Source organism: Sphaerospermopsis kisseleviana CS-549 (assembly GCF_028329225.1).
In the GTDB taxonomy this organism is placed as follows: domain Bacteria; phylum Cyanobacteriota; class Cyanobacteriia; order Cyanobacteriales; family Nostocaceae; genus Sphaerospermopsis; species Sphaerospermopsis kisseleviana.
Map to the genome: position 1 here is coordinate 1 of NZ_JAQMTI010000063.1, position 21714 is coordinate 21714.

The 21714-nt window shown below is 35.9% G+C and carries 15 protein-coding genes and 3 pseudogenes; 12 read left to right on the forward strand and 6 right to left on the reverse strand.

Features of this window, described 5'->3' with window-relative positions:
- The 5 genes and pseudogenes from PN497_RS04515 to PN497_RS04535 all read left to right on the forward strand — a co-directional run.
- Window positions 1-187 (forward strand): annotated as a pseudogene (locus PN497_RS04515) (photosystem II D2 protein (photosystem q(a) protein)); the annotation flags it as partial.
- Window positions 188-1423: 1236 nt separating this feature from the next.
- Window positions 1424-3124, forward strand: coding sequence for an iron uptake porin (locus PN497_RS04520; protein ID WP_096567742.1), 1701 nt, complete (start codon window positions 1424-1426; stop codon window positions 3122-3124).
- A gap of 371 nt (window positions 3125-3495) precedes the next feature.
- Window positions 3496-3933 (forward strand): RrF2 family transcriptional regulator, encoded by a 438-nt coding sequence (locus tag PN497_RS04525; RefSeq protein ID WP_096567740.1) that lies wholly within the window; start codon window positions 3496-3498, stop codon window positions 3931-3933.
- Between the two features lie 17 nt (window positions 3934-3950).
- Window positions 3951-4904 (forward strand): cysteine synthase A, encoded by a 954-nt coding sequence (cysK, locus tag PN497_RS04530; protein WP_096567738.1) that lies wholly within the window; start codon window positions 3951-3953, stop codon window positions 4902-4904.
- A gap of 189 nt (window positions 4905-5093) precedes the next feature.
- Entirely contained in the window at window positions 5094-5783 is a 690-nt protein-coding gene (locus tag PN497_RS04535) for a J domain-containing protein (RefSeq protein ID WP_096567736.1), read from the forward strand.
- A gap of 48 nt (window positions 5784-5831) precedes the next feature.
- Here PN497_RS04535 and PN497_RS04540 read toward each other — a convergent pair whose 3' ends face one another.
- The 3 genes from PN497_RS04540 to PN497_RS04550 form a co-directional block, all read right to left on the reverse strand.
- Window positions 5832-5972: a hypothetical protein gene (locus PN497_RS04540; protein WP_162501924.1), complete on the reverse strand. Its 141-nt coding sequence runs from the start codon at window positions 5970-5972 to the stop codon at window positions 5832-5834.
- Between the two features lie 141 nt (window positions 5973-6113).
- Window positions 6114-6482: a DUF433 domain-containing protein gene (locus PN497_RS04545; protein WP_096567734.1), complete on the reverse strand. Its 369-nt coding sequence runs from the start codon at window positions 6480-6482 to the stop codon at window positions 6114-6116.
- A gap of 50 nt (window positions 6483-6532) precedes the next feature.
- Window positions 6533-7612: an SMEK domain-containing protein gene (locus PN497_RS04550; protein ID WP_096567732.1), complete on the reverse strand. Its 1080-nt coding sequence runs from the start codon at window positions 7610-7612 to the stop codon at window positions 6533-6535.
- 226 nt (window positions 7613-7838) lie between these two features.
- Between PN497_RS04550 and PN497_RS25865 the strand changes: the two are divergent.
- Together PN497_RS25865 and PN497_RS25870 are read left to right on the forward strand one after the other, a co-directional pair.
- Window positions 7839-8642: pseudogene (locus tag PN497_RS25865) on the forward strand (6-pyruvoyl trahydropterin synthase family protein); the annotation flags it as partial.
- Between the two features lie 27 nt (window positions 8643-8669).
- Window positions 8670-9113: pseudogene (locus PN497_RS25870) on the forward strand (6-carboxytetrahydropterin synthase); the annotation flags it as partial.
- Window positions 9114-9248: 135 nt separating this feature from the next.
- On the opposite strand, the gene PN497_RS04560 reads toward PN497_RS25870, so the two are convergent.
- From PN497_RS04560 to PN497_RS04570, 3 genes are all read right to left on the reverse strand, one after another.
- Window positions 9249-10223, reverse strand: a complete 975-nt coding sequence (locus PN497_RS04560; RefSeq protein WP_096567728.1) for a PrsW family intramembrane metalloprotease — start codon at window positions 10221-10223, stop codon at window positions 9249-9251.
- 150 nt (window positions 10224-10373) lie between these two features.
- Complete coding sequence (locus PN497_RS04565) at window positions 10374-11312, reverse strand: class I SAM-dependent methyltransferase (protein ID WP_096567726.1); 939 nt, start codon at window positions 11310-11312, stop codon at window positions 10374-10376.
- A gap of 147 nt (window positions 11313-11459) precedes the next feature.
- The gene (locus PN497_RS04570) at window positions 11460-13118 is read right to left on the reverse strand and encodes a DUF3352 domain-containing protein (RefSeq protein ID WP_096567724.1); all 1659 of its coding nucleotides are present in this window, start codon (window positions 13116-13118) and stop codon (window positions 11460-11462) included.
- A 520-nt stretch (window positions 13119-13638) separates the two neighbouring features.
- Between PN497_RS04570 and PN497_RS04575 the strand changes: the two genes are divergently transcribed.
- From PN497_RS04575 to PN497_RS04595, 5 genes are all read left to right on the forward strand, one after another.
- Complete coding sequence (locus PN497_RS04575; RefSeq protein ID WP_096567722.1) at window positions 13639-16221, forward strand: M1 family metallopeptidase; 2583 nt, start codon at window positions 13639-13641, stop codon at window positions 16219-16221.
- A 476-nt stretch (window positions 16222-16697) separates the two neighbouring features.
- Complete coding sequence (locus tag PN497_RS04580; protein ID WP_096567720.1) at window positions 16698-18692, forward strand: hypothetical protein; 1995 nt, start codon at window positions 16698-16700, stop codon at window positions 18690-18692.
- Between the two features lie 163 nt (window positions 18693-18855).
- Window positions 18856-19509, forward strand: a complete 654-nt coding sequence (locus tag PN497_RS04585; RefSeq protein ID WP_096567718.1) for an OmpA/MotB family protein — start codon at window positions 18856-18858, stop codon at window positions 19507-19509.
- 6 nt (window positions 19510-19515) lie between these two features.
- Complete coding sequence (locus tag PN497_RS04590; RefSeq protein WP_272109708.1) at window positions 19516-20958, forward strand: EH signature domain-containing protein; 1443 nt, start codon at window positions 19516-19518, stop codon at window positions 20956-20958.
- A gap of 94 nt (window positions 20959-21052) precedes the next feature.
- A complete protein-coding gene (locus PN497_RS04595; protein ID WP_096567716.1) occupies window positions 21053-21403 on the forward strand; it encodes a hypothetical protein in 351 nt (116 codons plus the stop codon).
- Window positions 21404-21714: the final 311 nt, after the last annotated feature.

Below are 21714 nucleotides of genomic sequence, written 5' to 3' on the forward strand. Positions count from 1 at the left end.
AAACCTGCGGGCTTATGACTTCGTTTCCCAAGAATTACGGGCAGCAGAAGACCCAGAATTTGAAACCTTCTATACCAAAAACATTTTGTTGAACGAGGGTATCCGCGCTTGGATGGCTCCTCAAGACCAACCCCACGAACAATTTGTATTCCCTGAAGAAGTATTACCACGTGGTAACGCTCTCTAATTTGATGATGAATTAATCAAATCCTTTAGTATTCATCCTTTTTAATTTACCCCCAGGCTATTTATTAGCCTGGGGTTTTTTAATGGTCATTAGTCATTAGCGGTTAGCGGTCATTATTGATTTTTACCCAGTCACCAGTCACCAGTCACCAATCACCAATCACCAATCACCAATCACCAGTCACCTCCTGACTATTGCCAAAATAATTTTCTGTGCTATGATAATCTCAGGTTAAAAACCCAGAGTTTTGCGCTCTGCCTTTTTGAAACTAAGACCGTTTAGGCAACAAGGAGGTGATGCCCATGATAGATAGTAGTAAAAGCATGGGTCATCAGGTTGCAGTTAGCCGGCTGTGCGCCGGGGCTGTTCTCTAAAAGTTAGCCTTAGTTATCCTGAGATTTAGTTATCCTGAGATACTAAGTTAGCTCAAGTAGCTAGGCTAAAAGTCGGAGTTCCTTCCGGCAGTCTGGTTGCAACCTGAAGACCCGCTAGACCGCCCTGAGTTAGATCATCGGATTTAATTTAGGGCGGATAGTTTTTTAGGGGCTAGTAACGGTAAATTTTCTCTTCACGAACATATAGCAGTAGACAAGCTGGTTAGGACATTCTCAAAAGCTAAAAGCTAGTAATAATAAGGGTTTTACCTTTGCCTCTTGCCTCTTGCCTTCCGCTATATCTGTATTTTTTTACAAGCTACAGAATTCGCCATTAATTGTTGAAAATAATTTAACTGCGCTTCAGGGAACATTCAGACTTGGCAGGACATCCTCACAATATAGAGAGGTTTTTGCTAATAGAGGAAATTGTCCAATGGCAACAGCAAAGAAATTTAATCTAACAGATGTGATTGTTTAAATCAGTTGCAAACACTTTTGGCAAAAGCTGCTGTTATGTTTTTGTCCTGTATATCTGTGGTGTGAGTTGAAAATAGTTAATTGCTTGGTTGTGATTGAGAATATGATACCAGCTTATTTGCGCGGTATTTAATTGATAAATTTTATCTTGATCATTAGGCTGAGATATTTTATAATATAAAACTATGATTTAGATGCTTTTACATAAGTTAATTTCATGATTTTTTAACGATTCGTTAATCATTTTTTAACTTTGTAAAAACTAAAATTGTAGTAGTGGCAGCTATGCCTCATCCACAGGTCGCAAAAAGATATCGCATTTCGGATAAGTAGGTACTACAAAAACAGTCATCTATAAACGGTGTGAGGAGTAAAAGTAAAGATGTCTAATCTCTTGTGGAAGTCTCTGGTGGTTAGCCCAGCAGTTTTAGGAGCAGCGTTATTAGTTTCAGGAACAGCTGTTGCCGCTGCAAATGCCACCACTGAAGTATCAACACTGGAAACTCAAGCCGCTACAGAAGTTTCCCAACAGCCTGAAGTTTTAGCTCCAGTCGCTTCAAAAACGCAGGTTTTGGCCCAGGTTCAGAACTACAGCAACGAAGGTCAAAATTTACAGTCGCAAGTTACATCAGTATCTCAGTTTTCTGATGTTCAGCCCACTGATTGGGCATTCCAAGCATTGCAGTCTTTGGTAGAAAGATATGGCTGTATTGCGGGTTATCCCAATGGTACATATCGCGGCAACCGGGCCTTAACTCGTTATGAATTTGCTGCTGGTTTAAATGCTTGTTTAGATCGTGTTAACGAATTGATCGCCACAGCAACAGCTGATTTGGTGACAAAACAGGATTTAGCGACTTTACAGCGTCTGCAAGAAGAATTTTCTGCGGAACTGGCAACTTTACGGGGTCGTGTAGATACTTTGGAAGCCCGTACTGCTGAGTTAGAAGCGAATCAATTCTCTACTACTACTAAATTACAAGGTGAAGCTATTTTTGCTGTCACCGATTCTTTGGGCGCTACTCCTCCTGGACAAACTGTTTTGCAGAACAGAGTTCGTTTGAACCTGCAAAGCAGCTTCACTGGTAGAGATATGTTGAATACTCGTTTGACTGCGGGTAATGCCCAAGGTTTTGGAACCACAGCGGAAACTAACCAAACCTTTGAAGTTGGTAGCACTGGTAATAACAATGTTGAGATTGACAAACTGACTTATGAAGCTCCTATTGGTCCTGCACAGGTCTATATAGCAGCTACTGGTGGTCAGCATAGCCATTATGCAGCAGTTAACAACCCTTACTTCTTTGATAAAACAGATGGCGGTAATGGTGCTTTAAGTACCTTTAGTTCGGAAAATCCCATCTATAGAATTGGTGGTGGTTCAGGTATTGCTGTTAATGTACCCTTTGGACAAGGCGGCGGCATTCTCAAACCAAGTTCATTAACTTTAGGTTACTTGGCTTCTGGAAACACAACTTCTGGCGCTGAAAACCCTGCTAATGGTGCAGGTTTGTTTGATGGTAACTATGCGGCTTTAGGTCAGTTAAACTTCAATGTTGGTAATCGTCTTGCTTTAGCTGCTACCTATGTACATGGTTATCATGGTGCTGGTAGTACCTTGTTTGATGCAGGACGTGATGGAGGTGCTGTTGTCGGTACAACACTAGCTAATAATCTGAGTTCACCAAGCGGCTCTTCCAGTAACTCCTACGGTGTTTCCGCAGCGTTCAAACCCAGCCAAAGACTATCTATCAGTGGTTTCCTTTCTTACCACGATATTACAGGCTTTGCTGCAAATGATGATTTTGAAGCTTGGAGTTATGGAGTTGGGGTAGCGTTACCTGACTTTGGTAAGAGAGGGAACGTATTAGGTATTTTCGGTGGCGTTCAACCCTATACCTTTAATAATGCTGGTGGTCCTAACACTGGTGATATGCCTTACCAAGTTGAAGGTTTCTACAAGTATCGCGTCTCCGACAATATCTCTGTCACCCCTGGTGTGATTTGGTTACCTGCTGTTGGACAGAACAGCAATAGCCAGGATGCCTTTATTGGAACTCTCAGAACAACGTTTACTTTCTAAATGATAGCGTTGATAGTCTGCTAACAATCTTTTAATCTTTTTTTGCCCGCCATGAGGCGGGTTTTTTGTTTTGATCAGCAAAAACCTGTCTTCAAAAACGGTTTTATAGCCGTATACAAAAAGGTTAGGTTTGGGCAATTAACCAAAACTGAAACTAAGTACCCAAGCAAAATTAATTTAACATATTGATTGAAAACCAAAATGCCTGTATTCCTTACCTGTTGCCTGTTAAGAATTCCCTCTCCTAACTGATTGCTGATGGCTGATAGCTGAATACTCAAAAAAAGTACAAACCCCAGTGTAAAACCGGAGTATACTGGAAAAGTATGAATTATGAATTATTCATGAACCTTTATCCTTAACTGCTGCTTGTGGAACTATCCTGTAAATCTGAATACGCAATTCTGGCGTTATTAGAAATGGCAACTCATTACGAAAGCGGCGAACCGATGCAAATTCGACAAATTGCCGCCCAACAAGATATACCAGATCGCTATTTAGAACAGCTACTTGCTACTTTGAGGCGTGGGGGTATAGTTAAAAGTCAACGTGGTTCAAAAGGTGGCTATCTGTTAGCGCGAGAACCTTGGAAAATCAGCGTTTTTGATATTTTGGAATGTTTAGAAGGGTTGGATATCAAGACAGGGGAAGATGATAATAACCCCAAAAGTGTAGATAGTGCCATTGTAGAAGAAATTTGGCAAGAAGCGCGTCAGGCTGCAAATGCAGTCTTACAAAAATATTCGCTTCAGGATCTTTGTGAACGGCGAGATTCACGGAGGCAATTAGATATCATGTACTACATCTAAAGGAATCAAAAGTTATTATGCGGGTTGCTCGAAATATTACAGAATTGGTTGGACGGACTCCCTTGGTGCAGTTAAACCGTATTCCCCAGGAAGAAGGTTGTGTAGCACAGATTTTGCTGAAACTGGAAAGTATGAACCCATCGGCATCGGTGAAAGACAGAATCGGTGTGAGTATGATTAATGATGCTGAACGGGAAGGTTTAATCACTCCTAGTAAGACAGTGTTGGTAGAACCGACATCGGGAAATACGGGTATTGCTTTGGCAATGACAGCGGCGGCTAAGGGGTATAAATTAATTTTGACTATGCCGGAAACCATGAGTGCTGAACGTCGGGCAATGCTGCGGGCGTATGGGGCAGAATTGGAATTAACACCGGGTATTGAGGGGATGAGTGGAGCGATTCGCAGAGCGCAGGAAATTGTGGAAACTACACCACACTCATATATGTTGCAACAGTTCCGCAATCCTGCTAATCCTAAAATACATCGAGAAACTACAGCTTTGGAAATCTGGGAAGATACCGATGGCCAGGTAGATATGATTGTGGCGGGTGTGGGTACTGGTGGTACTATTACTGGTGTGGCGGAAGTTTTGAAGGCAAAGAAACCTAGTTTTCAGGCGATCGCTGTTGAACCTGCTAATAGTCCTGTGTTATCTGGTGGTAAACCAGGACCCCATAAAATTCAGGGTATTGGGGCGGGTTTTGTTCCCCAAGTTTTGAATGTAAAATTGATTGATGAGATAATTTCTGTCACTGATGAAGAGGCGATCGCTTTCAGTCGCAGGTTAGCTAGGGAAGAAGGACTATTATCGGGAATTTCTAGTGGTGCTGCTTTATGTGCTGCTATTTGTGTCGCCCAACGTCCAGAAAATGCAGGACGTTTAATAGTCATGATTCAACCAAGTTTTGGTGAAAGATATTTGAGTACACCTTTGTTTCAGGATTTAGAAGCTAAGACGGTAAACTAAGAATTCAGGAGTCAGGAGTTGTAGGGGCGAAGCATTCGGACGACCAATTATCAATTTGTGTCCAAGGCTATTTTCCCAATGCTTCGCCCGTACAGGAGTCAGTGAACAGTGAACAGATTAATAATAAAATTTATTGATAACTAATTACTGATGACTGATAACTGATAACTGATAACTGATAATTAAATCATGGAAGATTCTAACCATTACAAAACCCTGAAAGTTAATGCTAATGCCAGCCAAGCGGAGATTAAACAAGCATATCGCCGCTTGGTGAAAATGTTTCATCCTGACAGTAATCAGGAAACAGCTAATCATGAGGAAATTATTAGAATTAATGCTGCTTATGAAGTTTTGAGTGATGTTCAAAGTCGTCTAAAATACGATGAACAAATTAGAAAAGATGCCCAAAAATCAAATATTCATCGTCAAGAAAGAACTGCATCTGCTCAAAAACAACATAAGGCTAAAAAACAATCTGGAAAAGATGCAGATGAAAAGGTTGAAGAGTGGTTGCGTGTAGTTTATCAACCGATCAACCGCGTGCTTTGTCGCATTCTTAATTCTTTAGAACAGCAAATTGAAGACTTAGCAGCAGATCCTTTTGATGATGAGTTAATAGATCAATTTCAAGAATATTTAGATAACTGTCGGGATGATTTTAAAAAGGCTCAAAATACCTTTCATTCTTTACCAAACCCTCCTAGTTTAGCGAGAGTAGCAGCACATCTTTATTATAGTTTAAATCAAGTGGGTGATGGTTTGGAAGAGTTGGGATATTTTCCTTTAAATTATGATGATCGTTATTTGCACACGGGTCAAGAAATGTTTAGAATAGCAACGCGGTTACATTGTGAAGCGCAAGAATCTGTGGGGTGAAAAATGGTAAGAAGTAAGGAGTCAGAAGGTTTGATGATTTTTCAGATTTTATGGTAATGGTAAATAGACTATCCGATCTTGATATTCACCATCTTCTGAAGCTAAAGCAACTAATATTAATTCTTCTATATTTTCACCAACACTTAAATTAGGATTGACAATAAAGATTCCTGGTATGTGACGATTCATGGCAATAAGCTGTTGTGCATTTAATTTGTATAAGTGGAACAGGCATCTTGCCTGTTAAACAAGAGTTCAGAATATTAGGATTATACAATTTAGCTGTGTAACAGCTTATGATCAGATAAATGCACTGGCATAGAAGTGCGGTTATTTGTCACCAATATAAAATTGTCTCTCTTTTCTAAGTTGTCTGAGTTTTTCTGATACTGGTGGGGGATTCAGTCTTTGTTGTTCTCTCATTTTATGACCATGTTCTATCCAGGTTTTCATATAATTGCTGACAATTTCTTTGTTTTGTAAATAGTACAGAATTGTTGCATATACCTGTTCTAAAGAAATTGATTGATATATTTGGGCGATTTCTTCTGGAGAACGTCCACAATCAATATATTCATATAAAATTGTTTCAATTCCTATTCTTGAATTTTTCAGTCTAATGTCTCCAGGAGAAAGGAAATTGAAATATTCGGCAATGTCTTTGTTAGGTATATTTTGATGAATTGTTTGGTTGTTCATAAATTTAACCTCATTGGTTGTAATCTTTTCCGATTCAAATTAACTACAAATTAAAAATTACTAAAATCGAGATTTACTATAGGTTTTTGATAACCAATATTGTTTTTTTCTACAAAATTTACCAAGTCTTCAATGAAAGAAGAAATATAATTTTTAGAATCACCTGGAATGTAAATACGATATGAAGATTCAGTCCACCCTGTATAATACTCTTCATTAATAGGAATAGGATTATCCCAAGAAATAAATTCATGCTTTGTAAGCAATCTAATTTCTCCATCAATATCATTATATCTACAGATTCTTCTCAGTCTATCTTCATTAAAACGATAATAAAATTTACCTCCATGTGCTTCTTGCAAAGAATTTTCATCCCTCCTTTCAAGAAGGAAAGCATAAAATTCTCGTGTTATGCGAGGTAACTTGACAAGTTCCTTAGCTAAAAAATCAAACGCCTGTTTTATATCATCCATTGAGTAATCATCTCCTCCAAAATTATTATTGATGTAATATTCATAATAAACTCTAAGTGAATTTTCATTAAATTTAGGTTTTGCTATTGGCTCAATATAATTTTTGATACTTGTAGCAAATTCACCGTCTTGATTTGGTATCTCTAACTCTATTTTTACCCTGACAACTTCTTGTTTTATGTACTGGTGAATAGATTGTAAGGTATCGAGAGGAAGATCAATTACTTTTTTACAAATGGTGTTGATATCCCAAATATTTTCCTTTGTAAAATTTAATTTCTCCCATAAGTCTTTTTTCTCGGTGTAACTGTTTTGTTTGTAACCTATTATTAGTATATAAATATCATTATATTCTTGAATATTATGTTCCAAAACAGTATTGAGAGTGTCATTAATCTTAGCTGATGTTTTTTGTGATGTAATTTGAAATGCGGTCTTTTTTAAAGCATCACCTAAATCTAATCCAGGAGCATTGCTTCTTTCATTATTTAGATTTTCTAAGTGTAAATCAAGTAGTCTATTCAATATTTCTTTAAAGAAATTTTCAAGATGTATATTTAGTTCTAGCAAGTTTAGTTTGGTTCTGTTATCAACTTGATTAGCAATATTTGCTAGTTCATCTATTATTTCACCTATAAAATAACCTCTAGTAATCACGTATTGCTCCTCACTCTTATTTACAAAGTCAATAAATAAATTTGCGCTTGTTTTAACTCTAACAGATAAGTGGAAGGTAGTACAAGAAGGCGGAAAGTTCTACCTAGATGGTTATTATACGATAATCTTATGAATATTCCCTATTTCACTGACCACCACAGCACAAATTGGTTTACACTGGATACAGTGAAAGATAAAGAAATATTAAATTTTTACCAGTGCAGTCATGGAATGTATCATAAATCGCCGCGCTCAGTTTTCAGCTACTCATCGGTATTGGTTGCCGGAATTGAGTGAAACCGAGAACCTAGAAAAGTTTGGTCCTTTCTCGAAATTCCCCGGTCAAGGTCATAACTATGTATTATTTATCTCCATGTCTGGTGAACTGGATGAGTATGGAATGGTGTTAAACCTGTCTGATGTAAAACACACCATCAAAAACGAAGCTACCGGTCAACTAGATTTTTCTTACCTGAATGATGTGTGGCCAGAATTTAAACAAACTCTCCCCACCACAGAAAATATTGCTAAAGTGATCTGGGAACGGTTAACACCGCATTTACCCATCGTTAAGGTGCAGTTGTTGGAACATCCGCAGATGTGGGCAGAATATCAAGGAGAAGGAAAAAAAGCCTCTTTAACCATCAGAAGTCATTTTAGCGCCGCCCATCGTTTAGCGCCTAACCTGAGTGCAGAAAAATATGGTAAATGTACCCGCACCCACGGACACAACTATCATTTAGAAGTGACTGTAGAAGGGGAAATGGACTCACGTACAGGAATGATTGTAGATGTTCATGCTTTAAAGAAAGTAGTTGAAGATCATGTTTTAGAATTATTTGATCACTCCTGCATTAATGAAGATATCCCTTATTTTGCTGAATCACAAATAGTTCCCACCACAGAAAATATCTCTCGTTACATTAGTGATTTACTGCAATCTCCAATTCAAAAATTGGGAGTAAAATTATCCCAGGTGAAATTATTTGAAAGTGATCAACTGTGGGTAGAATACAAAGGTAATGGATCAGAAACATTTTTCAATGTAGCTACTGATTTTAGTGCAGCCCATAGATTAGCACATCCTGATTTGAGTTTAGAGAAAAATAAACAAATTTACGGTAAATGCGCTCGCATTAATGGACACGGACATAATTATCATTTAGAAGTCACCGTCAAAGGGGAAATTGATCCAGTTACAGGAATGGGAGTTGATTTAGGTGGTTTAAATCAAATCATTAAAAATTCTGTAATTGAACCAATGGATCATGGTTTCTTAAATAAAGACGTTTCCTTTTTTGCTCAAGTTGTACCCACTGCGGAAAACATCGCATTTTATATTAGTAATACATTGCGATCGCCTATTCAACAACTAGGAGCAGAACTTTACAAAATCAAACTCGTAGAAAGTCCTAATAACTCCTGTGAAATTTACGCTGCTGACTTAGATCAGACTTCTGTAAATGCAGCAGTCAAACAACTAGAATTAGCAGCAGTTTAAGTTAAGTAGGGGCGAAGCATTCGCAAAATAGCCTTGGACAAAAATTGATAATTAGTCACTCGAATGCTTCGCCCGTACAGGAGTCAGGAGTCAGAATATTTATACTGCATCCTTTTCTTGACTTCTCACTTTTCATCATTGAAAAAAATATCGACGACGGGCTAAATTGCGTAAATAAAGATAAATCAACCAAGCCACAAAACCCAAACAAAAATTAATAAAAATTTCCCTAAATATAAACAAGAAAATCTCAGTATCAAAAATTCTTATTATTGGCAAAGGACTAACTTTTCTCACCAAAATAAAAATGCCAAAAATAGCATTACCACCCAAAATCAACATCAGCAAAATTAAACTTCTTTGCCAAAAACGCTGCTTAGAAGTATTACCAGAAATTAAAGTAATAGGACGTTTACCTTGAGATTTTCGCCAAAATTGTTCTAGTCGCCAAAACAACCATAACAAAAAAGGAAATAAACAATAACCAAGAAAACTAATGGGAGGGGGATAAACCCAACTTCTAGATAAAATATTTACCAAAGCATGAAATAAAACCGAATTTAACCAAGCAGTAAAAATTGAACTTCTATCTTTATTTAAACGTCTGCTAGAAAAAATATATTTTCCTAACGCATACCCCCAAGGAGCAACAAACATAGAATGTACAGGAGTGCTAATAATTCGTTCTAAAATTGGTGCAGTACCATGAAACCAATAAACCCAATTTTCCTCAGCAGTAAACCCCAAAGCAGCAGCTATCGTAAACAGAAAAACCGTACTAGTGCGTAACCTATAACTGCGTTGAAAATAACAGATAGGAATAATAACAGCAGCAAACTTACAACCTTCTTCAACTGGACCAATAACCACCAACTGCCGCAGGGCAAAACCAACAAAATAACGTTGTATTTTTGCCCAGTTCATAACAGAATTAGCAGCAATTTCTATAGCCCATTCTAACCCCAAAGCCACAAAACCAGAAATTGCACCAACTACAAAAAAACATAGTATTTGTAGGGGAAAAGGAGGCGCTGAAATTCGGCGATAGTAAAACCACAAAAACAGCAGCGGTGGAATTATTGCCCAGAGTACAAGAGATAAATTATGCACACATTATCAATTGATAATTGATAATTGATAATTGATAATTGTTTCATTAAAGGTTAAAACCTCTCCTTTCTATGAGAAAACAGAAAAAATTTCCTATTTCCTAATGCTCTCATTTCCAGGGAAGGGGAGGTAATTGTCAATTGTCAATTGTTAATTTTCCATTGTTGAATTACTGACTTGAGCAATAATAGTCCGATGACGAGGACTGTTATTAGTAATAGTTGAATTTTGAAAACCAGCCTCAACTAAAGCTTGCTCAATATCTAAAGTGAAATATTCATCTAAATAAGGTTCTGTACTTTTGAGCAAAGTGAAAACATAAGTAGGCATTTTTTTGTAAATTTCTGATTTGGGATTCATATCCATAATTGTTAAATGCCCACCTGGACGCAAAACCCGTCTTGCTTCTGCAAAAATCTTTCTAGTTGCTGACTGGGGCAATTCATGACACATTAAAAAAATCGAAACTAAATCAACAGAATTATCTGCTAATCCTGTAGATTCAGCTTGAGCATGAACCCAGTTAATATTACTTTGACGTTGTTGAGAACGATAGTTAGCAACAGCTAAAAAATAGGGAGATAAATCTAAACCTGTGATTTTGGCTTGGGGGTAAAGTTCTTGTAGAGCAAAGGTACTTAATCCCACAGCACAACCCAAGTCTAAAATATCTTGTGGTGGATGGGGAAGTTGAGCTTTGAGAATATTGTGATAACTTTGACGCAGTTGAGTATCACCTTCAGCACCTGCATCTTTCCAAATGCTGGCATGAACAGTACGAGCAGCCACTTCCAACTCAAAAGCAGCCTTCCAGCTAAGATCCCCTCCATCATAAGCGTGAAATGGACGTAAGTAATATTCTGGATAGGTAGTTTGAGGATTTTGGACTTGAGCTAAATCATTTGCCCAATCTCGTGCTGCTTGTAGTTTTTCAACTTCTTGATTCCAAGGTACACCTATTTTCTCAGCCCGTTTAATCATCATTTGTCTGGCTTGGTGTTTAGCTAGGTTAAATAAAGGCTTAACTGAAAGAATGCCATTGACTAAGCGGGAAGGTAAGTCAGGAGAGGTTTTAATAGCAGTAGTCATACATTTTTGTAGTTGGGAACAGCTTTATTTTACAGCAGGTGACTGGTGACTGGTGACTGGGGACTGGTGACAGTGTAAGAGGGAATAGGGAATAGGGAATAGGGAATAGGGAAGAAATTTATTCTGATTATCCTGACTCCTGCCTCCTTATTTACTGGTTTTTAAAGCTAACAACATTTCCATTTGAGCAGTAGATTTATTGGGGCTATGAACAGTGACACCCAAACCACGAATAGAACCCAGGATAGCACTGATATCAGGAGGTAGGGGTTGACCTGCGGTAGCAAAACGAGTAATTACAGAGGTTGTGTTATCCATATCTAGATAGAAATAACCACCGTTGGGTTTGGGTAAAGAACCAGTTACGGTTTTAAAGGTGTCGCTATTATTCAGGGTTTGACCTTTGTTATCTGCTATTGTTTCCCCAACAGGTCCACCAAGAGCTACAAATACGGTATCCTGATCTAACCAACCATGTGATACTAAAGCGCCTTGAAAGGGAATTTGCCATTCTGTGATATTTTTACCAGCAATATTTCTTTGAACTACCTTGAATGATTGCTTTTTGGCGAGGTCATCTAGTTTGGTGAAAGTGGTTTCCGCTGTTTTGCGATCGCTCGTATCAAATACCATCCCTCCCCCAAAACCAACATTTGCTAACCCACCTTGACTAGATTGAACCGCACCAAAAGCAAATTCCCCATCCATCCAACTAAAAATATCTTTGTCTAAATCAATATTGACAAATTGTTTGAGTTGTCCGCGAGTCTGTTCAACTGCTTGCTTAAATTCAGGATAATCTTTTGATTGTTCTAAGAAGGTTTGCCAACTACGATTTATATTCTGCCCAGTGACTAGAGCAATGGTGTCACTAGGAAATTGTCCTACTATTTTAGCTGGAGTGCTTTGATATTGAAATTTACTCAGTTGGGGATCTAAGTTAACAACCGCTTTTAACCGCAGTCCAGCATCATCAACACCAACACCAGCTACTAGGGATTTTACTTGCTGGAGTTGTGCCAAAGTTTGCGGCTGCAATGGTCTACCTTGAGTATTGAAAGCTGCTAATTGTTGTGCCATGTTGGCGTAATCTGGCACATAAATTTGAGCCAGGCTGTTTTCAACATCTACGCCTTTAGCTAAAATGCTACTTGCTCCTTCTTTACTAGCAAAAGAAGGTTCTCCCTTATAGGTGTCAATCGCTTTTTCTACAGTTTGTTTTTCTGGTGCTACCAATATATGAGTATTGTTTAGTACAGTAACATAAGTTGATTTACTTTTATTTTTACTGCCAATAATTTTCTGACCTTTATAGTCTGATTCTTCAATTTGTGTGTTTTTTTGCTCTTTTAATTTGTTAGCAAAATTCAAAGCATTGAGTTTATCTTTGATACCCAATACTAACAGAATATTTGACTCTTGCTGGACAGATGGAGTTGACTGATTAGGTGTAGTAGGTGTGGGTGGCAGTACAGCAATCATCACACCACCGATCCAGGGTTTAATGTCTGTTTCGTAAGAAATATTACTATCATTTAATATTTCTTCATTGATATCCTGTAGAATTTTTGCTAATATTTCTTGCGCTTGTGGAGTGCCAAATTGCTGTAACTTATCCCAAGATTGGGGATCAGTGTTAACATATGTTGCCATCAAGGCATTAGCAGGTACTACTTTAGCACTGCTTATGGGGCTGGAAGTATCACCCAAGGGTGCTTTCAAATATACGTAAGCAGCTATACCTCCCACAACAACTATAGCCGTGCTAATAGCGGGAACTAGAAATTTTGATTTGCTTTCAGGCATTGTTATTGTCCTTTGTTGCGTAAAATAGGAAAAGTATGATTCAGATGCTATGGATACAAAATTAATAGTGGGGTTTTGGGACTTTTCAGCAATTTTGACTAATTTAGCGGAACTTACTGAGACGATTGGTATTTACATACAAAAATAGTTTTGTCGTTGCTCTCAAAAAGACTTCAATGGAGTCTAGAGTAAATCCGTAAATGCTATCTTAATTTGATATGCAAAAAGTAGTCAGATTCTGAATGACAAGTTATTCTAAGCTATAAGAATAATTGTTAGTATTTGTAATCGATGGAAAGCCATCACTGTGTGATGCTAGAAACTCTTGTCCCGATGATGCAAACCTGCAGAATCTCAGATGAGATCAAGACTTGGACACTGGGTAGCAAAATGAGACAATTGATTTAATTGATTACATCCCAGAGAAAATCCTGATCAAATTACCATTTTGATTTGGGAGAGGCATCTACAGATCGCTATTGTTATGACAGTTTCAGGATTACAAGGTCAGTAATAAACAATGTTGAAATTTTATTTTGATACAGAGAAAGCAAGACACAAATCTTTTGAATTGCCGGGGGCTAAACCACATTATAATCCCGATAGACCGGGACAGGTAGAGCATATTTTTCTGAACCTCAGTTTGGATATTCCCAACCAAAGTTACAATGGTAATTGTAGCATTCGCCTATTGCCAATACGTAATAATATTGATAGGTTGACATTGGACGCTGTAAATTTAAATATCCAATCTGTACAGGTTGACGAGGTTGAACAAAAGTTTGACTATGACGGGGAAAAACTGTGTATTCAATTATCTCAACCTACGCAAATTGGTAAGAGGTTGTTGATAGCGATCGCCTATTCTGTGGAAAAACCCCAAAGAGGTATTTATTTTATCCAACCAGATAAGCACTACCCCCACAAACCTACCCAAGTTTGGACTCAAGGAGAAGACGAAGATTCTCGTTATTGGTTTCCCTGTTTTGACTATCCAGGACAGTTATCAACTTCAGAAATTCGGGTGCGTGTTCCTAAACCACTGGTGGCAATTTCTAATGGTGAATTAATTGATACTGTAGATGATGGAAACTATAAAATTTACCATTGGTCTCAACAGCAAATACATCCTACTTATTTGATGACGTTAGCTGTAAGTGATTTTGCGGAAATAAAAGATCAATGGCAAGGTAAACCTGTTACATATTACGTAGAAAAAGCTAGGGAAGCAGACGCTAACCGCAGCATGGGTAAAACTCCCCGCATGATCGCATTTTTGAGTGAAAAGTATGGTTATTTATACCCTTTTCCCAAATATGCTCAAGTTTGCGTGGATGACTTCATTTTTGGGGGGATGGAAAATACCTCTACCACGCTGTTAACAGATCGCTGTTTGTTGGATGAAAGAGCATTATTAGACAACCGCAACACCGAAAGTTTAGTAGTGCATGAATTAGCACATCAATGGTTTGGTGATTTACTGGTAATTAAACATTGGTCCCATGCTTGGATTAAGGAAGGAATGGCTTCCTATTCTGAGGTAATGTGGACTGAACATGAATATGGTGCGGATGATGCTGCTTATTATCGCTTGTCGGAAGCTCGCAGTTATTTAAGTGAAGATAGTAGTCGCTACCGTCGGCCAATGGTAACTCATGTTTACCGTGAAGCGATTGAACTTTACGATCGCCATATTTATGAAAAAGGTTCTTGTGTTTATCACATGATCCGTGCAGAATTGGGAGAAGAATTATTCTGGAAAGCTATCCAAACCTTTGTTGTTGATCATGCTCATCAAACTGTAGAAACCATAGATTTATTAAGATCAATTGAAAAAGCAACAGGTAGAAATTTAGCTTTCTTATTTGATCAATATGTTTATCGTGGTGGACATCCTGATTTTAAAGTTGCTTATTCTTGGGATGGTGATGCTAACTTAGCAAAGGTGACAGTTACTCAAACCCAAGCTAGTGATGATCAGGATTTATTTGATCTGAAAATCCCCATTGGTTTTGGTTATAAACAGCAAAATACTGATTTAAAGATTTTTAATGTCCGCATTAATGAACGGGAACAAAGTTTTTATTTCCCATTAACAGAAAAGCCCGATTTTGTTAGTTTTGATGTGGGTAATAATTATCTCAAAACCGTAGTTTTAGAATATCCCATACCAGAGTTAAAAGCACAGTTGGAATTTGATCCAAATCCTATTTCTCGGATTTATGCAGCAGAAGCATTAGCGAAAAAAGGCGGTTTGGAAGTTGTCAAAGCTTTATCCGCAGCTTTGAAAAATGATCCTTTTTGGGGTGTGCGGGTAGAAGTTGCTAAACAATTAACGGAAATTAAATTAGATCAAGTTTTTGATGGTTTAGTTTCTGGGTTGCATGATGATAATCCTTTTGTCCGTCGTTCTGTGGTAGAGTCCTTATCTCAAATCAAAACTCATGCTAGTTATAAAAATGTCAAAGAATTGGTACAGCATGGGGACAAAAGCTATTATGTAGAAGCTGCTGCTTGTCGGAGTTTGGGAACAATTGCTGCTGCTAATTTAGATGATAAACCCCACGAAGAAAAAGTGATCAAACTACTCAAATCTGTTTTAGAAGAAAGAGCAGGTTGGAATGAAGTAGTTAGAAGTGGTGCTATTGGTGGTTTAGCAGAATTTAAAACTTCGGAAAATGCTTTAAATGTCTTGTTGGAATACACTAAATTAGGCGTTTCTCAAGCATTACGTTTATCTGCGATTCGCGCTTTGGGGAAAATTTCTGTAGGTCAAACTCCTGCTAATATAGAAAGAATTTTAGACCGATTAGCAGAAATAGCGAAAGAGACATTCTTTTTAACTCAAGTAGCGGTGGTGACAGCTTTAGGACAAATGGAAACTCCCAAAGCGATTGGGATTTTACAAAGTTTAGCTGATCAAACTCCTGATGGTAGGGTGCGACGTTATGCTGAGGAAGAAATTCCTAAAGTACAAAGAAATATTGGGACAGAAAAAAGTTTGAAACAAATGCGGGAAGAATTGGATCAATTGAAAAAACAAAATCAGGAGTTAAAGAGTCGGTTAGAAAATTTGGAGGCCAAGTCCAAGCAGGGAAATTAGGAGGATAATACACATTATTAATAGGGGTTTAGCAGTGCTAAACCCTGACAGGATTCAGAAGTAAAAATGTCTTTTTTTGTATGTTTGAATAAATCAAAAGTGGTGAAAAAGCTAGAATTATCCCTACTTTCCTCCTGTTTTGCGTAAGTCCTGTATTCCTAAAACTTCCTCAATCTAAGTATTGAACCAAGACAAAAATGTATTTTTTTTTGCATAAAATTAGTATAATTACTGTTTGTACTTATACTGAAATTGATGCAATATATATAATCAAGGCTAAATCAAAAACCAAAGAAAGATAAATCACTATTGAATGCTAAGACATATCCTGAATCATATTTGCCGAGTTAGACACTGAACTTTTAACTTATCTAGATGTAGATAATTTTATACTGCGGTAAAAGTTTTGATAAATCAACCTTTACCGAAAATAGGCTACAGCAGCTTTTTGATCACAAAAAATAGAGGTTTGATACATGATAGAAGTACCAGCAAGTTTATTTTATGTGGCGATCGCCATAGTTTTTATACTAGGATTCATTTGGGAAATAATTACAGTAATAAAATATTGTCAAGAATCTAATTTTATTAAGAAGATAATCAAAGAATTAGAAAGAGATACTTATGTTGAAAGAAAATGGATTAACGAGCATTTAGAAACAGAAAATAATTATCATAGAAATCCTCTAAAAACCAATGATAAATACATCCTCAAACAATATCCAGATATATTCCATCAATCGACACGCAGTAATTTAAGATTTATTAGTACAATTTGTACATCCATTGGAGTCTTAGGAACATTTTATGGTATTCAATCAGGAATAGCAGATATTCCATTGGGTAGCTTAAATCAAACAGATGCTTTAATGAAAGGAGTAGGAACATTATTAGCAGGAATGCAAACAGCATTTTCTACTTCATTAGTGGGGTTAGGACTAGGAAGTGTATTTACTATTATTCTATTTTTCACAGACTTCATTAGACAATCACGACATGACAACCTAAGACAAAAATTACATAAAATTACCGTTCCTAAAAAAGATAATCGAGAAGATGCAATCAACAGTTTAAAAGAAATCGCTGCAAATTTTAGAAACTTTGATTTTAACGCCAGTTTCAGAGCAATCCAAGCATTACAACAAGTAGCTGAAAAACTGGATGCAGAAACTATTGGTATAGAAGTAGGAAAAGCTGTTAGTATTCAATTAGATAAAACCATAGAAACCAGATTAACGCCCGCATTTAATCATATTGCCGATTCCCAAAAAACCCTAACCCAAATTACCACAACTCAAAAAAATGTACTCGAAAACTTAATTAGTGAAATGAAAAATCAACTAATTATTCCAGTAGTAGAAAGACTAGATCAAAGTGCGATATTAACTCAACAAGCATCAGCAGCAGTCACAAAATTAAACAATGAATTAGGGGGAATATCTGAAAAATTAGCTAATTCAATCGTCACAATTCAACAATTTCAACAACAAACCTTAGGAGAGTTAAATAATTTTGCCAATAGCTTACAATCTACCTTACATGATTTCCAAACAGAGACAACCAACGTTTTACAAGAAACTGGAGTTGCTATTACTAAAGCAGTAGAAACAAGTATTACAGGAATGGAATCTCAACGGGAAGCATTCCAAAAAAGTGCAGAACAAGCAGCGGATACATTTAAAGGAATTAGAAGAGAATTAGAACAATCTTTAACAACTCAATCTGAACAACAAAATCAAATGTTAACAAGGGTTTATTCTGCATTTTCACAAATTATCACTGAAACCAATGAAAGTTTTAAAACTCAAACTATAACTTTAGAAACAGTAGGTAGACAAGCATCACAATTAATGAACAGTGCAAAGGAGAATTTAGAACAAACATTATCAAATATTGATCAGACATTACAACAAACACGCGTCACAGTACAAGAAGAATTACAAAGGTTTAGAATTGAATATCAAAACAGTTTAAATCAATTCTTTAATGATCAAAATCAACTCCTAGAAAGTACATTAGGAACACAAAGAAATGCTTTACAGGAAGTAGTGAATGATTTACGCAAAGCTTTCCAAGAAGAAACCGAACGCAGAAAATCATTAATGAATGATTTAACTCATACAATAAATGAAGTTACCAGAGGTATGAATGATATTAGCACAGCAACTAATAATATGCACAGCAAAATACAAGTAATACAAGAATTTACAGCAGCAATGGGTTTACATTCAGGAGAAAGAATAACTCAACTCCAAGAATTATCTCGGAATATTGGTACAGTAAGTCAAGATTTTAATAATCTTCTATATAATTGGCGAGATCATCTCGATCAATATCTAGATAAATCAACAAAATGGCAAACTGAATTTTTTAAAGAAGCTGACAGTTCCATGTCAAGATTATGTAGTAACATTTTAGAAAATGCAAATAACGCATTAGTCAAAATTGAAAATGAACGTCGATTAAATTAACGTAGGTTGGGTTGAACGATGTGAAACCCAACACACCTTTTCAAATCAAATGTTTGGTTTATTTGCATCAATTCAACCTACACTTTTGAAATATTAGCTTTACTTGTTGGGTTTCCTTACGTCAACCCAACCTACAGAAAATAATTATCAGGTAAATTATCTCATGTTCAATCATTTAAACATTTTCAAAAATCAAGATGATCAAGAAGAAGATCCCGCAATTTATCTTTCTATCGGTGATTTAATGTCATCGTTATTAATGTTTTTTGCACTACTTTTTATTTCCGCATTAATTCAGCTTAATCAAGCACAAAAAGACATTACCAGAATTTTAATAGGTGAGTTAGAAGGACAATTAAAAGCTAATAATATTGAAGCAAAAGTTGATCCAAATACCGGAGATATCAGTTTAAGAGATAGCATCTTATTTGAAACTAATAGCGCAAAATTAAATCCCCAAGGTGAAAAAACACTGCAAAAATTGATTCCCATTTATAGCAAAGTAATTTTTGAAACTCCCAGAGTGAAAGATCAAATTGAAAGAGTAGTTATTGAAGGCCATACAAGTGCTTATGGTAAAGCTGATTTCAACATGGAATTAAGTTTAAACAGAGCTTGGCAAGTTGCCAAATATACATTATATACAATGCCATTTCCTAACAAAACTCATAAATCACAATTAGAGAAGAAAATCATGGTAGTAGGAAGAGGTGAAAATGATGCAAAAATAGGAGATTTACCAACAGATAGAAGAGTAGTATTTCGGATTCAGTTTAAAGGACAAGATTTGAGTAAGTTAAATCAAGCAGATAATTAGAAAACAATGCTTCACAAAGACTTCAACCTTAAAGAATTTAGTATACCAGATCATCAACCCCATAGATTAATTGAACTCGCTGCAAAACAAAAACCTAGTAATATTAATTTATCTATATCAGCATTGCAACAAAAAATTGATCAGAATAGAATTAAAGATATTAGTTTAATAGAATGGATATGGTGTATTGATAACGATCAAATTTGGGAAGCAATACCAGAAGAAGAAAGAAAACAATTAACTTTAAGAATTTGGCGTATATCCCAAGAAAATAAATGGTTATATTTTACCTTAATTCGTCGGTTAGCTTGGTTTTATCATGGACAAAAAAATGTAATCACATCGCACTTAGTTAATGGGTTTCTTCTGTGGAGTAATTCAATTTCTGTCAAGGATAATCTAGTTATTAAAATTTTGGTTGCTTTGGGAGCAAATGAACCGAAAAAAGCAATGGTAAAAATTATTTGTGACCAAAACTTAACTCATAATGAACTATTGCCAAAAATCAATCATGTTCTCCCGAATCTTACCATATTTAAAGATTATGTTTTGGAAATAGCACCTTATTTTACAAAACAGCTACATCCAGTTACGTTAGATAAAGTTAATTGGTTATTACGTTGTTTTGAACAAATGGAGGAAACTGATCAAATTAAATCTGTAGAATATATTTTAAATCATCTTTCTACATCAATAGTTGGTAGGTATCCAGAGTTAGTTAATTGGTTAAAAACCAACCATCATAATTCTAGCAAACAATCAAAATTATCCAGTCAAGCTAGACAGAAGTTAAGAATTTGGATTGGTGCAGTTAATTATCAAGACTTTTCTAATTTAGTAGATTTAATTGCTCAACGAATTGGTATCACAGACAAAGAGGAAAACCAGTTAAACAAACGTCAAGGATTTTGGGCTAATTATAGCAATAGTTTTATGAGAATTAAAATTTTATTACCTATGCAATCTTATGAAATTATCAATCATGATTTGAGAGCAGATCAAGATGTTCAAAGACTACGATCAGATGGTAGTGATGAGACAGAAATATGTATTTTTGATTTAGGAGAGAATGGTTTTATTGTCGAATTTTTTAGAGGTAGAGGAAGTGAAACTAGAATTTTTCCTCAAAATGATTATATCGAAAGTGTTTTATTTGGTTCTCAACCATTATCCGTGAAAAGAATTAGAAAATTAGGAGGGGAAGCACATGATCATGCTTTAGCTTGGCAATGGTCTTGCGAACAATTATTAAGAACTAAATATCAAATTCTGCCAAATACAGGAACTACATCTTTTATCGGATTACCACCAAAATATGGTAGATATGATACTAGTTTAGGTTTACCTAATCCTGATGATCAAAAATTAAATGAACGTCAAAATCAATTACAAAAATGGAATCGGATCATTAATCAATTAGAATTAGAAGCCAAACGATCATCATATTAATCAGATTTCAATCAAAATCTATCGAAAACTGTTAGTTCTCTGTATCTTTGTGCTTTAAATATCCATTAATTAAATAAACATTCAGTAAATAACCATGAAAGATATATTTCAACAACCATCAATAGAAACATTAGTAAAAGAAATTGTCGCCTTAAATCATGCTTGGAAAGCAGCAGGAGAAATATTTGGAGAAGAAAGCGAAATAGCTAAAAGTGCAAGAGATTTAAAAGGATCTTTACAAACAAGATTATTACGTACCTATCCAAATCAAGTTTATTTGAGAATAGATCAAAAAAGTTCACAAGAAGCAGGAGAAGAAGTATATAGTTTGCGTTTAGTAAATCCAATTAATAACCGTGATAATGCAGAACATTTACCTGTTAGAGTTGTCAAAAAATTACTTTCCCAGGAAGAAATTAATCAATTGGAAAAATTTAATAATTAGGGAATCGGATAATATTTATATATTAATCTATTTCTGATAGTTTCAACTGCACTATATTAATAAATATCAAAATTCTCTAAACAACAATATATCTCATCTTTATATACCTAAAAACCCTGTATGAGATTTTCACCACCATCCTACAAAACCTGAATATTCACAAATAACCATCAACTAACCTGTATGGGATCGGATTTTCAAGATATTTAATGTCAGATTTGATACTAAATTATACCGTATCAAACATTAAGAAATAATAAAATACTCTCGCTAAGAGACAAAAGTTTGTACTTTTATAAAGTATAATTAAG